Origin of the sequence: Shewanella sp. SM101, assembly GCF_025654465.1 — a bacterium.
In the GTDB taxonomy this organism is placed as follows: Bacteria; Pseudomonadota; Gammaproteobacteria; order Enterobacterales; family Shewanellaceae; genus Shewanella; species Shewanella oncorhynchi.
The window spans coordinates 48,796-61,443 of record NZ_JAKKRH010000031.1; the positions used below are offsets into that span (position 1 = coordinate 48,796).

The 12,648-nt window shown below is 43.5% G+C and carries 16 protein-coding genes; 5 read left to right on the plus strand and 11 right to left on the minus strand.

What is annotated here, in order from left to right:
* The first annotated feature begins 101 nt into the window (after positions 1 to 101).
* The 4 genes from L5M38_RS16695 to L5M38_RS16710 all read left to right on the plus strand — a co-directional run bounded on the left by L5M38_RS16695 (position 102) and on the right by L5M38_RS16710 (position 3,741).
* Positions 102 to 1,823: a phospho-sugar mutase gene (locus L5M38_RS16695; protein WP_263179727.1), complete on the plus strand. Its 1,722-nt coding sequence runs from the start codon at positions 102 to 104 to the stop codon at positions 1,821 to 1,823.
* A 173-nt stretch (positions 1,824 to 1,996) separates the two neighbouring features.
* Positions 1,997 to 2,380, plus strand: a complete 384-nt coding sequence (locus tag L5M38_RS16700; RefSeq protein WP_263179728.1) for a VOC family protein — start codon at positions 1,997 to 1,999, stop codon at positions 2,378 to 2,380.
* Between the two features lie 88 nt (positions 2,381 to 2,468).
* Entirely contained in the window at positions 2,469 to 2,918 is a 450-nt protein-coding gene (locus L5M38_RS16705; protein WP_263179740.1) for a GyrI-like domain-containing protein, read from the plus strand.
* Between the two features lie 109 nt (positions 2,919 to 3,027).
* The gene (locus L5M38_RS16710; RefSeq protein WP_263179729.1) at positions 3,028 to 3,741 is read left to right on the plus strand and encodes a helix-turn-helix transcriptional regulator; all 714 of its coding nucleotides are present in this window, start codon (positions 3,028 to 3,030) and stop codon (positions 3,739 to 3,741) included.
* 116 nt (positions 3,742 to 3,857) lie between these two features.
* Here the strand turns inward: L5M38_RS16710 and L5M38_RS16715 are convergent, their stop codons facing one another.
* The 11 genes from L5M38_RS16715 to L5M38_RS16765 form a co-directional block, all read right to left on the minus strand.
* Positions 3,858 to 5,150 (minus strand): aerolysin family beta-barrel pore-forming toxin, encoded by a 1,293-nt coding sequence (locus tag L5M38_RS16715; RefSeq protein ID WP_263179730.1) that lies wholly within the window; start codon positions 5,148 to 5,150, stop codon positions 3,858 to 3,860.
* Positions 5,151 to 5,869: 719 nt separating this feature from the next.
* Positions 5,870 to 6,172 (minus strand): AzlD domain-containing protein, encoded by a 303-nt coding sequence (locus L5M38_RS16720; RefSeq protein WP_219234596.1) that lies wholly within the window; start codon positions 6,170 to 6,172, stop codon positions 5,870 to 5,872.
* Positions 6,169 to 7,008, minus strand: a complete 840-nt coding sequence (locus tag L5M38_RS16725; RefSeq protein WP_219256101.1) for an AzlC family ABC transporter permease — start codon at positions 7,006 to 7,008, stop codon at positions 6,169 to 6,171. The genes L5M38_RS16720 and L5M38_RS16725 overlap by 4 nt, the downstream gene beginning before the upstream one ends.
* A 125-nt stretch (positions 7,009 to 7,133) precedes the next feature.
* Positions 7,134 to 7,970, minus strand: a complete 837-nt coding sequence (locus tag L5M38_RS16730) for an AraC family transcriptional regulator (RefSeq protein ID WP_263179731.1) — start codon at positions 7,968 to 7,970, stop codon at positions 7,134 to 7,136.
* 187 nt (positions 7,971 to 8,157) lie between these two features.
* Complete coding sequence (locus tag L5M38_RS16735) at positions 8,158 to 8,814, minus strand: Vat family streptogramin A O-acetyltransferase (protein WP_263179733.1); 657 nt, start codon at positions 8,812 to 8,814, stop codon at positions 8,158 to 8,160.
* A 30-nt stretch (positions 8,815 to 8,844) separates the two neighbouring features.
* A complete protein-coding gene (locus L5M38_RS16740) occupies positions 8,845 to 9,360 on the minus strand; it encodes a ClbS/DfsB family four-helix bundle protein (protein ID WP_263179735.1) in 516 nt (171 codons plus the stop codon).
* A gap of 57 nt (positions 9,361 to 9,417) precedes the next feature.
* Positions 9,418 to 9,735, minus strand: coding sequence for a hypothetical protein (locus L5M38_RS16745; RefSeq protein WP_317630249.1), 318 nt, complete (start codon positions 9,733 to 9,735; stop codon positions 9,418 to 9,420).
* Between the two features lie 346 nt (positions 9,736 to 10,081).
* Entirely contained in the window at positions 10,082 to 10,534 is a 453-nt protein-coding gene (locus tag L5M38_RS16750) for a hypothetical protein (RefSeq protein WP_028760494.1), read from the minus strand.
* A gap of 145 nt (positions 10,535 to 10,679) precedes the next feature.
* A complete protein-coding gene (locus L5M38_RS16755; protein ID WP_113938872.1) occupies positions 10,680 to 11,054 on the minus strand; it encodes a hypothetical protein in 375 nt (124 codons plus the stop codon).
* 430 nt (positions 11,055 to 11,484) lie between these two features.
* A complete protein-coding gene (locus L5M38_RS16760; RefSeq protein WP_216822571.1) occupies positions 11,485 to 11,928 on the minus strand; it encodes a hypothetical protein in 444 nt (147 codons plus the stop codon).
* Positions 11,925 to 12,392, minus strand: a complete 468-nt coding sequence (locus L5M38_RS16765; RefSeq protein WP_263179738.1) for a hypothetical protein — start codon at positions 12,390 to 12,392, stop codon at positions 11,925 to 11,927. The genes L5M38_RS16760 and L5M38_RS16765 overlap by 4 nt, the downstream gene beginning before the upstream one ends.
* An 89-nt stretch (positions 12,393 to 12,481) precedes the next feature.
* On the opposite strand from L5M38_RS16765, the gene L5M38_RS16770 reads away from it, so the two are divergent.
* On the plus strand, positions 12,482 to 12,648 hold a 167-nt coding region (locus L5M38_RS16770; RefSeq protein WP_263179741.1), incomplete at its 3' end, for a transposase.

Consider the following 12,648-nt stretch of genomic DNA (forward strand, 5'->3'; position numbering starts at 1 on the left):
TGGCAATACCCTTGGCTCATTTTGAAATTAATGCAAATTAGCTTGTTCTTCTACTTGCTTTTTCCTAAGGTGATTGCAAATGATTTTCAATGAGGCGTGATATGAATACCCATCTGCAGTTACAGGTAAACCATTGGCTTGAAAATGATCCTGACCCTCGCACTCAAGCCCAGTTACAAACTCTAATTGATAGCGGCAATGATGCCGAACTCGCGGCGCGCTTTGCGGGTCGCTTGGAGTTTGGCACCGCAGGATTACGCGGTGTCGTCGGTGCAGGGCCTATGGGGATGAACCGTTTGGTGATCCGCCAAACCTCTGCTGGTCTTGGTGCTTATCTACTTGATCAGATTAAAGATGCAGCCGAGCGTGGCGTGGTGATTGGTTATGATGGCCGCCACGATTCATTTAATTTTGCCCATGATGCGGCGAGTGTGCTCACCGCTATGGGGATTAAGGTGCGCTTAACGTCCAAAGTAGCGCCAACGCCGTTGGTGGCCTTTGGGGTAAAACATTTTAATGCGGCAGCAGGCATTGTGGTGACCGCGAGTCATAACCCGCCGCAATACAATGGCTATAAAGTCTATTGGGAGAATGGCGCGCAGATTATTCCGCCCCACGACTCTGGCATTGCCGCGCAAATTGAGCGCGCCGCGAATCAAGCGATTCCGTTTTTAGAGCATGATGACGCGGTAAACCAAGGTAAGTTAATTATCCTGCAGGACGATTTTTACCAAAGCTATCGTCATGGTGTGCAGCAAGCTGAGGTGCTGCAAAACCATACCGCTCCTGAAAAGGTCAGTTTAGCCTATACCGCCATGCACGGCGTGGGTGCTGAAATGGCCGAAACTGTATTGAAAGATGCCGGTTTCACCCAAGTGTATTCGGTTGCCTCCCAGCGTGAACCCGATGGCGATTTCCCGACGGTGAACTTCCCAAACCCTGAAGAAAAGGGTGCGATGGATTTAGTGATTGCCGAGGCGAAAAAACACGGCGCTATGCTCGCCTGTGCTAACGATCCCGATGCCGACCGTTTTGCGGTTGCAGTGCGTAAAGAGGATGGCGAGTATCAGATGTTGACGGGCGATCAAGTTGGTGTGCTCTTTGGGCATTACTTGTTATCTCATGCCAAAGATAATCAGCGTCTTACGGGTACAACGATAGTGTCATCGAGCCTGTTATCTAAAATTGCTCAGGGTTTTGGTACGCAAAGCTTTACCACGCTCACTGGCTTTAAGTGGCTGATGAATGTGGGGATTGCAAAAATGTCCCCTGAGGATCAGTTCCTGTTTGCCTATGAAGAAGCCCTTGGCTACACAGTTGGCAGCATGGTGTGGGACAAAGACGGCCTGTCGGCGCTGGTGGCATTTGCCCAATTAACTGCCGAACTGGTGGCGAAGGGGCAAACGATTTGGGACAGACTCGAGCAAATTTACCGTGAGCATGGCTTCCATCTCAATGCGCAGGTGAGCATTGCGCTAAAACCTGACACGCCCAATATTGGCGCCTATTTGCGCGAGCATCCACCGGTGAAGATTGGTGAGTTAGATGTGCTCTCAACCGATGATTTAAAGGCGCTTGAGCGTCATTTTGCCGATGGAAATATTGAGAAAATCGACTTACCACCGAGCGATGTATTGACTTACTGCTTAGCGGGCGGGGCTCGGGTGATCGTCAGACCATCTGGCACTGAACCTAAAATTAAGTGCTACTACGAAGTGGTAGAAACTATGGTTGATACAGATACCTTAGCCAGCGCCCAAGCGAGGGCGAGCAAAGCCATGGATGATTTTATTCAGGCACATCAAGCCAGTTTGCCAAAATAATCTTGGTTGCTGGTTAAGTTAAAACGCCAAAATTCACTTTTATTAAAAGGCTACTGACATCATGCTGTCAGTAGCCTTGTTTTATTCTTGTTGTCGCCCGTTAATGATTCTGTCCTGAATTTTATAAATAAGATTTTGAATCATTGATATTTTTCAACAAGGAGAAAGTGAAAATGTTATCTATTGCACCGTTAGTTTGGGGTGAAATTCCTGTCAGTGATATGAACCGTGCCGTTGCCTTTTATCAGCAGCATTTTGGGGTTGAGTTTAAACGTGACGATATGGAAGACATGGAATATGCGACCATAGTCACCGAAGATGCGAGTGCGGCGAGCATAGGGCTAGTCAAATGCAGCATGAGCCAACCATCGATGCAAGGCAGCACTGTGTATCTGCATTTCAGCGCACAATTGCAACCTTTAGTGGATAAACTGATCGCAGCACAGGTGACGATTATCCTGCCAGTCACACCGATAAAAGACGGTGAGTGTGGTTATATCGCCTTATTTGCCGATAGTGAAGGCAATAAAGTCGGTCTGTGGTCTAAGGATAAGTAGTCTCGAGTGTTAAATTTTTAGCGTCGTGCCCTTAAGGCACGACGCTAACATTAACCTATTGGTTTAGATTTCTATGGAAGAAACAAAGATGGATGTGGTTTATATTGATGCTCGACCGTTACTTGGACTAAGCACCCGCACGAATAATCGGGCAGAAATGTCTGTCGATAGCGCGAGAATAGGCGGTCTGTGGCAAGCCTTTTTTGAATCATCCCAGCTGACAGCAATGCTTAATTCGCCCATGTATGGCGTGTATTATGACTATGAGTCAGACATGAATGGCGAGTTTTCTGTACTGGTGGGTAAGGCAATTGATGCCCCTGTTGATGCAAGTCATTTTACGCCATTGGAGCTTAACGCTGGCAAATACCTAAAATTCACCGCCCAGGGTGATATGCCCCAGTGTGTTATCGATCTTTGGGGGCAAGTGTGGGGTTATTTTAGCGCGGCTGATTGCTTTCATCAGCGACGCTATCAAACGGATTTTGAAGTCTATCTTAGTGCTACTGAGGTTGAGATCTATATCGGGATTTTATGATTCAAATCGTAAAAACACTCAAGTGTGTATTCAAGGACATACCAGCGATTGACCTAGGGTAATAATACTTAATCAATTGATTGATAGATAAAGGGTTAAACCAGAGCTAATGCGCCGCGCTGATCGCCTATTTCAAATAGTGCAAATTCTTAAACACAAACGCCTGACCACAGCCCAAGAGTTGGCTGAACGGTTAGAGGTTTCTACACGCACGATTTACCGTGATGTGCAGGACCTGTGTTTAAGTGGCATTCCTATTGAAGGGGAAGCGGGTGTCGGCTATTTGTTGCGCCATGAGGTTAATGTTCCGCCCTTGATGTTTAACGAAGCCGAACTCGAAGCGATTCAAGTTGGCATGCGAATGGTACAAACTTGGGGTGGTAAGGAGCTTGGTAGCGCCGCGAGGCAGGCGATGATTAAAGTCGAAGCTGTGTTGCCTAAACGATTACAAGCCTATCAATCCCTAATGTTTTCACCGGATTTTTACCTCGATTCCAATGAGTTTCAATTCCTCGATCCCTTGCGTAATGCGGCTCAGCGCCGCGAATACGTCAAACTCTTCTACCAAGATGTCAAACTGGATGTCACCGAACGGGAAGTTAGGCCGCTCGCCATCTATTTTTGGCGTGGTACTTGGACCTTACTGACATGGTGTGAGCTACGTGCTGATTTTCGTAATTTCAGGGTCGATCGCATCACAGGTCTTGTGCGGTTAAACCGTCATTTTGATCTCACTTTCGGGCAAGAGCTTGAAGATTATATTTGCCTGATGGATGAGCAATCAAAGGCGCGAGCAGAAGCGAAAGAAAAGCCACTCGAATAAGTGGCTTTGTATTACATTTTTAATTTGCTAGTAACTTTCTAGTAATTCGCTAGTTGTATCGAGATCTCTCTGATACTGGTGTCATAGCTGTTATTGAGAGCCTAAGCTCACCGTTTTTAATTGTTTAACATGACTTCACTTGATTGCGAAATATTCAGTTTTTTGATTAAACCATCTTCATCATTGTTTTGGAGTTCGCCGACGGCAACCTGAATATTGCGACTCAGTCCTAACTTTTGAGCGCTTTTAGGGCGATTAGCAATGTCTTCATCCGTTAATGGATAGGATTCACTCGCATCGATATTAAATTGACTCGAATCTATTGCGGTAAATTTACCGTTGATAGGTGCGCCATGTTGTCTAACAATATTCGCCAATTGCCACTCAAACCCACTTTTTGACTGTGCCGAATTAATTGCTGCAGGCCAATCCCATACACCATAACCGTTTATATCTTGATGAAGATATTGATCGACTAAGGCTTCTGGTCCATTAAGATTATTCGCATTCGCTCCGCCAAAGGTGTAAGGGAAGTTAGGTCTATTTGTCGGATGATTAATATGCGCATTACCACCCCATTTTAAGAAGTTCTCATATTTTATATCGTACATCATATATAAACTTGAGGTGTATGGGACATCCGCCTTTTGTTTAAATAGGGTGATTGAGATATAACGTTTGCTGCGAGGCGGCATAATTGCGCGGTACTGCGCCTGACTCGAAATCGTTGTACTTTTGCCGTCGGTTTCACTCCAACCTTGGCTGGCAGAAAATTCGGCGCTGATTTCAGAACTTGCTCCACCTATTCCTGGAATACCCACTTCATATTTATTGGTTACGCCAATTTTCTCGGAGAAGGAGAAATTATCGGTTTTGGCCCAGCTAGTGGTGTAATCATAGTTTAGGGTGGCCACACCGGTATCTTCGGTATCGCCCCAGTTATAGATAACCACAGGAGCAGTATAAATAGCCTCACGATCATAAACTTGAGGTGAACCTAACTTTAGACTTTGAGGATTAGTGACGAAATGAATATTTTGTAAATTTATCTTCAAACGTTCATTCGCTCTGTAGCCGCTTGCATAAGGATCATTGCCGTTATAGCGGGCTTTAAGACTGTATTCGTTGCTCGATTCCCTTCTGACTTCGATGTCTTCACCAACATACTGGGATGCCGTACCGCCAGCCCATGCATATCCAAGATGGTGTCCTAAGGAGAATAACGAGCTGATAAACGAGGGATCGTTAATCGCATCATTTTTAAGCGAATCAAGATCAGGGGCAGCGTGTTCTACCATTGACAGTTTTGGAATAGTATTCGGAATAGCAGCTTCGGCCAACAAAGAAACAGTTCCAAGTGCGGTTAAACAGGATAACGTTAATATACTCAGGCTAGATTTTGTTCTCATGATTGTTCCTTTATTTTAATAAAATACGTCCTTTCATTGAGAGCGCCGATGGCAATTATATGTAGTCCTGAATCATATAAATAATCATTACTGCTAGGCACATCTAAAAACTAGCACTTTTATTTTTATTAAACAAAATAAAAATTAATTAATTAATTTGAGGTGTGTTTTAATCTGGTTAAAAATGTTAATCACTTTATTTTTAAACGGTATTTAGAACTTTATAATATAGTGTATTTACTTTAAATTTAGTGGGTTGGTTTTTGAATGTGGATTAATATTTATGCGGCATTTTATTATGTAAAACTTTTTAAATGGACTCTTTATACCGAGAGCTATACCGAGAACTATACTGAGATTAATGCCGTAATAGATGCTGTAAATAACATTTCTGAATGGACGTTTTAGAGACTAAATAGTTTGAATATGGTTAGATTAAGTATATTGTTTTTATTGTTTGAGTCTTTGTTATTGCTGATAAATATCATCACTCTTCCATTATCGTCGATGTGTGAAATACCGTTAAAGCCGATACTGTTAGTTGCACAGACATAAGAGTCTAAATATATGAAGATTGTGGAAAATCAAGATAACGTGTCAGTAATTTTCTAGGGGGCGATGTCTCAGAGAGGGTTAGGCTGTGTAAAAGAGTGGTAGGGACGGTGTCAGTGATTGATGCAAGAGTCAGTGCCGTTGCTGAGCACTGACTCTTTGCTTACTTAGTGGATAAAGAAAAACAGTCCCATACTCAGCACTGTGGTCAGCAAGGTATTGCGAGTGATGAGCGCCAACACTGTAGCGACTACGGCGCAAATGAGATAGCTGTTGTCTAGGCTCAGATCGAGCTGACCTTCCTGCACAAACACTATGGGCGCAAAGATCGCAGTGAGTACCGCAGGGGCCGAGTAACTTAAAAAGGTTTGGGTGCCCTTACTTAATCGCAGCGGTAGTTTAGGCTCAAGTAGTAAATGACGACTGATAAACACAACCGCCGCCATTGAAAAGATCATTAACCAAATCATACTTTTTCTCCTGACAATGTTTTTGTCTTAATGTCAGTCCCAACTCCAGTATCCACTTCTGTTTTGGTCTGTGCGCTTGCTAACTGGCTGGCGGATTGTTCCGCGGGTTCCGCTTCCTTGGTCACTTTGGCGTAAAGTACACCTGCCGTCATTCCCGCAATGGCGGCAATGAGCAGTCCCGCTTGAATTTTAAAAACGGCGCATACCACTGCTAGGGTGAGCGAGACTAATACACAGACGAGAATCGATGGCTTTTTTATGGTAGGAACGACCAGAGCGATAAAGGTGGCTGCGATGGCAAAATCTAATCCCATCTCATCTAAATTCTCGATCGCATTGCCCGCCACTATGCCAAGAAAGGTTGCTATGTTCCAACCGATATAGAAACTCAAACCTCCGCCAAGGGCGTACCAAGGGTCGAACTTATGTAACTTGCCTTGATTGGCGATGGCAAACAGTTCATCTGTGAGCAAAAAGCCCAATGTTAGGCGCCACTTTAACGGCAACGGACTGATTTGACTGCGCATCGCCATTGCATATAACAGATGGCGTGAGGTGATGAGTAACGTCGTAATTAAGATACTCCACAGACCAATACCGGCTTTCACCATGCCGAGCGCCACTAATTGAGCCGCGCCCGCAAAGATAATCGCCGACATAGCTTGGCTCTCAATGGGCGTTAGCCCAACCTCAATGGCGAAGGAGCCCGCTAAAATTCCCCAAGGTACAACCGCTATCGTCAACGGCATCATGGCCAAGGTGCCTTTTAAAAATGCCTTGGATTTTGTGGGATGCACAGGATAAACATCAGGTTTTATAAGCTTGTCGGTGGTCACTTTGGCTCCTAAAAATAGCGGCGATGGGGTTGCTGTTAAATAATAAATGCTTGGATAAGGTTGCTTGCTTAGTCAATAGAGGAGAAAGCAAGAATGAGCATGGCAGATTAACTTAAAGTGATTGTTTAGGCTTGGATAATATTGCGGCCTATTTCTTTGGCAAATTGCCCTGGCGTAACACCGACTGTCTTCTTAAAATGTCGATTCAAATGGCTTTGATCGTGAAAACCACAATCGAGGGCGACATCGAGCAGCCGTGTGCCTTGTTTGATTTTTCCTTTGGCGAGTCTCACTCTTGCCTGAATTTGGTAAGCGTGGGGCGGTAAGCCGTAATAACGCTGAAATTGGTTCAGCAAATAATAGGGGCTTAATCCCGCGAGTGTTGCCAGCTCTTCAAGGGAGATGTCGGCTGCAGGATGATCGTCGATAAAGGATTTCACCAGTGCTAACGCAGGCTTAGCGATTACAGTGAGGTCATCGCTTGGGTGATTCTTGCCATGGCGTGTCATCAACTGTGTCAAGCTTGAATAGACCAAGCTTTCGCGCAGTAAGCGATTGTCCGATGTATCTAAAGTCGTAAAGGTGAAGCGCAGTAATTCGGCTAATTCAGGATCGTACACTACGGGCTCAGGGAAATAGGGCGCACCGCGGTTTGATGCTAGCTCACTGTTAATATTGGCAAACTGCGCGGGTACTGGATACATGGCACGATAGGACCAACCGCCCTCGGTGGCGCTACAACCATTATGGACTTCGTCGGCGTTGACGAGAATGATGCTGTGCTTTGGCGCCACATGGTTGCCACCCGTGCGATAAAAACGCTGCGCCCCCGTTTCAATCACGCCGACTGTGTAACCTTCGTGGGTGTGCCGACTAAAGTTTTGTTTATGGTAGTGGGCATTGAGTAACTCGAGGCCACCTAATTCATCGGCAATCTGGTAGGCCGCATGTTCTGTGTTCACAGTAGGCCTCCGTGTTTAGTGTATTAATGGCGGGTTGTGCCTGATAGTAACCCAGACACCCTCAGCGCTTTTGTACAAAATTGCGCATATTGGATTTTGTTTGCGTTTAATGGCGGTTTTTTATGTTTGTTGCTTAATGCTTGTCGCTTGAGATTTTTTGTTCAGTCTTGCTCGCGATAGGCGTTATTTAGGTTGCCTGCTGTAATGTTGTGAGTTCTGCCCCTGCGATGGCGTGTAGGTGTTGAGTGATTTTCTCTATCGGCCAATCCCACCAAGCGATGGCAACAAGCTCATCTATCACAGTTTGCTCGAATCTCAGCTTGATCACTGTGGCAGGATTACCGCCAACCACAGCGTAGGGTGGCACATCTTTTGTCACTACGGATTGACTGGCAACAATGGCGCCGTGGCCAATTTTCACCCCAGGCATGATAGTGGCGTTATAACCAATCCATACGTCGTTACCGATACAGGTGTCGCCCTTAAAAGGTAAATCTTCGGGCTTGGGCGCCGCTTTCTCCCAGCCATTGCCGAAGATATAAAAAGGATAAGTCGAGAAGCCAGATACTTGATGATTGGCGCCATTCATAATGAATTTCACGTCTTTCGCAATGGCACAGAATTTACCGATATTCAGTTTATCGCCAATAAAGTCAAAGTGATAAAGTACATTTGACTCGAACCTCTCAGGACCTGCTGGATCGTCATAATAAGTGTAATCACCGACAATAATGTTCTCGCGGGAAATAAAATTTTTAAGAAAGCCAACCTGAGGAAAGCCTTTCATCGGCGCTTTATCGTTGGGATTTGGACCTAACTGCGGGTGAGTGTGGGTACTTGGCATGAATACCTCCGTGCTTAAAAGAGTTGTTTACTAGGGTAATGCATTGTCTTTTTTGAATCGTCGTACTTTGGTACGCATATTCTTCATCGGGGAGTAAGTATTGAACTGGATCATACGGCCCAGAGTCCATTTATCGTACCAAGTTATGCCGTACAGTTGCTGATCACTGAGACTCGCAATCAGCGTTGACAATTTTTTCATTGTCATTTCATATTCATCAAGTAAATCAGTATATTGCCATAGGCTATATTCATGATGAAATCGCTCTGCTAATAATCCCAGTTGATTCCATTTATAACCCGTATCGGGAAAATCAACGGGGAGTGCTTGCGATGTTAACTCGTACCATTTGAGCACTAATTTACCCCAACCAATAAGGTAAGCGACGGTATCACTTACACTAATTTGTGTACCTTTGATGTTTCCTTCTATGCTGCACACTCGGGACATTTGGGCTGGGATTGAACGATAGTCAGCCATCAATTTGGGGAAAACTGAGTAAATAGCCAATTCAAGTTCTTGTTTTGATTGGGGGATAGATGACATCACTACCTCGTTTACATTAGATGCTTAGGCTGAGTTTAACATCATCTATTGGGCTATTTAGTATTCACCTGTCACAATAAGCTCTTGTTCAATAGATTCAACAACTAAGGCAAGTGTACTATTGTCTCGCTTAAAGCCGACAGAGCAAATTGCCATCGCGCCGTTACCACAGGTTATTTCGGGGTAATCTGCTGTTATTGGCGTTTCATCTTCTGCTACAGGCGCTAATACCCAGCCAGCAGCCAATAAACTCGATTTCACCTCAGTGTACTTTTTACCCCATAACGCGCTTGTGTCCTGTGCTTGAGTAAATAGAGGCAATGCGCCAAGACTTAGCATGATCAGTGGGAGAATTATCTTTCGCATATAAAGCATCTTAGTTCCTATGTGGTTTCGGTTGGTCGCTTAGCGCTTGTGAGCGTGTTAACAGCATATATTATTCATGGTCCCTCTGTGCATTATCCCTATGTGCATTAGTTGGGGGAATTATGGCTGTTCTTGTTTCTTCGTTTTACTGAATATTTTTTCATACAGTATCTGTGTCGATATAAAAATAACAACGAACACACCCGTATCAATAATAAATTTCAATGGTTCAAAAGGATCGCTAAAAATATCGTAGTGAAAATCGAAGTATTTGAATAATAATTTTGAGCCAATAAAAGCAAAAATAAAAGAGGTAAAGAACTTCAATGGTTTTTCCTCAAAATATGTTGATAAATTAACCATTCTCTTTGGCGCGTTTGTACTCTTGTTGGGATTGATAAATTCCCAGAATGATCAGGCCAAATACGAAATAGAACAATTTTTGCGCTGAAAACTCGATTGTAAACGTAGGATGTACTAGGTGGCGGTATAGAATACTGTGAGAAATTGCCTCTGTTATCGTCAGAATAAATGGATAGCTAATTAATGCGATAGACGATATTTTCGCGAATTTGTACGTTTGAGGTTGTTTAATGAATTTTGCAATAAATAGTAACGCAAATGATAGCGTCAGATTGCTTATCCATAAAATAGCCGCCGTAATTCGTACTTGAGTATGACTGGCTTGTTCCGCATCGGGATAAACCTCTAATATCTCCTGCAAGTAGCTTGCTGGGCTCACTAATCCCCAAACAGGGTAAAGGCATAGCAGCACGGCAGTGAGCATTAAAATATATCTGATAAACATCCTTTTTCTCCGACAGATTCTGCTTGGAAAGCAATACTTGTTATACGAATCATTACCTTAGCATTGTTTTTTACAAGTTGCGATTGCTTTAGCTAAAACTAAATTATTGTGACAAAATCCTTGTTGTTGGATTGCATACTATTTTTTAGGCGCCAACAGCAGAATAGATAAGTAGCAAAGATAGCGGGATGGAAAATAGACCAATTAAACGGAATTTATTGTTGAAGTATTGAGCAGACCATAGCGCAAACTTCCTATGTAACCTTGGAGGCGTTAACGCCAAGCCCATTCCAACACTGAATAATACAATACCTATCGCAAAAATGGTCTGTGGAAACTGAGTATCGGTTGAGTAATGGGTAAAAATGAGACCCGCAATAACTCGGCTAAACACTTCAGCAATATGGAAGTAGGGCTGCTCGCTAAATGAAATAATCCCCTTAGAGAAAGACTCAGGCTTTACAGCCATCACTAGACTTAATAACAACATCATTAAACCAAAAGCAGCAATGAAGTACATAGTAGTTCCTTGATATAGTGATGTTTTGATGTTGAAACTATAAATCCAGCGACACAATTAAGCACTCTCATTCCAGTGACACGCTCTGCTTAAATAATAAAAGTCATTCCAGAGGGTTCGACGGCGGCATCTACTGCATATGGATGCGCGAATGCCGCGGTCACATGGTCAATTATGTTCCCGATATAATGGTGACATTTCCCATATCCCTATGGGTCAGATATGAATGAGCGGCCATGCCGCCAACGGCCACTTCAACGAGCGTGCTTAATTTCGTTAATTCCTGTGTACCTTTTAGCTGCAGTTTTTCACACTATCATCATTTATTTTCACGTAGATGCTTTAGATGAGCACTTTTTCATCTCAGAAACATGTGGGTGTCCCTCTTATTATCTTTTTCCTCGGTGTCCCTCTTTTCCTCTTTCATCTCTCACTTTGGAAATAAATCTTTAAGATCTGCGCCCCATTCGTCTCTTTTGGCTGAACCAGATTTATCTAAATGCCATTTGTGACGAAGTAGTTGATGTCGAATAGTTTCCTTCCAAGTAGGGTCATCCTTGCAAACTTCAAGTACCTGCTCAAACGCAAAAAGCATATTGGCCACAAACCAACGATATTTAGAATAATCATCTTCATTACGTGTAATCTCTATCTCCATACCTCTAGCAAATGATTCATTTTCAATACAAAGTTTAAGATACTCACTATATGCTGCATAAGCGGAAGCTCGTCTACTATCACGTCGAGCACTTTCAACTTGAGTTCGAGCAAATAACAGTGCCAAAACTGCAACTATTGCCATAACTATATTGGCCCAACCCGCCCATAAGCTAATATCAAGCAGGGCTGCAAAACCCGACTTAAAACACATCATTTTCTAACTCCTGCGGGTTGTGTTTTTATCTGGTTTCCGGATTGCATTGATTTACCAACACTGTCACGTCTAAAATCGAACATATTCATTTCAAACGTACTGATTGACACTTGGTTGTTACCATGACAGTGAGAGATCAATCGTAAGTGAGGGTCTCGGTAAGGTGCTTTTGCGCATGAGCCTCCATAGGCTCCTGTATTTACTAAAACCACCGGCTGGAACATGTGGTAGTGGAGAGCGTCAATCATAGTATCAAAAGTGTTTACATCCTTATTCAATGCACAAACAATATATGCGTTACTCTTGTCACGTAAGTCTGCACTTAAAGATATGTCTGTAGCGTCATAACAGATAGAGCCAGTTAACATAAAGCCTGGTTCGTCTGGAAATGCTGGATGGATCAATTCCAAGATTAACTGGTAAGGTCTCCATGATTTCACATGTCCGATTTCATCTTTCATCATGTTCTGTTTACCCTGTGTAGTGGCACACTAATTTTGGCCACCTAAATAGAGGTGATATTATTACCTCGTAGATGACTTTAGGTGAACACATGAGATCGACAACCAGAAAAACATTTAGTGCTGAATTCAAACTTGAAGCAGCCCAATTAGTCCTCGATAAAAACCATAGCATCATCGAAGCTGCAAAGGCGATGAACGTAGGTAAGTCCACTATGGATAAATGGGTGAGACAGTTAAAACTAGAACGCCAGGGTGG

What these genes read in the sequence shown, in the direction of transcription:
- L5M38_RS16765 (WP_263179738.1), bottom strand. Translation starts at nt 12,392, where the DNA reads ATGATGAAAGATGAAATCGGACATGTGAAATCATGGAGACCTTACCAG.
- L5M38_RS16740 (WP_263179735.1), bottom strand. Translation starts at nt 9,360, where the DNA reads ATGTCATCTATCCCCCAATCAAAACAAGAACTTGAATTGGCTATTTAC.
- L5M38_RS16745 (WP_317630249.1), bottom strand. Translation starts at nt 9,735, where the DNA reads ATGCTTTATATGCGAAAGATAATTCTCCCACTGATCATGCTAAGTCTT.
- L5M38_RS16750 (WP_028760494.1), bottom strand. Translation starts at nt 10,534, where the DNA reads ATGTTTATCAGATATATTTTAATGCTCACTGCCGTGCTGCTATGCCTT.
- L5M38_RS16700 (WP_263179728.1), top strand. Translation starts at nt 1,997, where the DNA reads ATGTTATCTATTGCACCGTTAGTTTGGGGTGAAATTCCTGTCAGTGAT.
- L5M38_RS16755 (WP_113938872.1), bottom strand. Translation starts at nt 11,054, where the DNA reads ATGTACTTCATTGCTGCTTTTGGTTTAATGATGTTGTTATTAAGTCTA.
- L5M38_RS16715 (WP_263179730.1), bottom strand. Translation starts at nt 5,150, where the DNA reads ATGAGAACAAAATCTAGCCTGAGTATATTAACGTTATCCTGTTTAACC.
- L5M38_RS16760 (WP_216822571.1), bottom strand. Translation starts at nt 11,928, where the DNA reads ATGATGTGTTTTAAGTCGGGTTTTGCAGCCCTGCTTGATATTAGCTTA.
- L5M38_RS16705 (WP_263179740.1), top strand. Translation starts at nt 2,469, where the DNA reads ATGGATGTGGTTTATATTGATGCTCGACCGTTACTTGGACTAAGCACC.
- L5M38_RS16720 (WP_219234596.1), bottom strand. Translation starts at nt 6,172, where the DNA reads ATGATTTGGTTAATGATCTTTTCAATGGCGGCGGTTGTGTTTATCAGT.
- L5M38_RS16710 (WP_263179729.1), top strand. Translation starts at nt 3,028, where the DNA reads ATGCGCCGCGCTGATCGCCTATTTCAAATAGTGCAAATTCTTAAACAC.
- L5M38_RS16695 (WP_263179727.1), top strand. Translation starts at nt 102, where the DNA reads ATGAATACCCATCTGCAGTTACAGGTAAACCATTGGCTTGAAAATGAT.
- L5M38_RS16735 (WP_263179733.1), bottom strand. Translation starts at nt 8,814, where the DNA reads ATGCCAAGTACCCACACTCACCCGCAGTTAGGTCCAAATCCCAACGAT.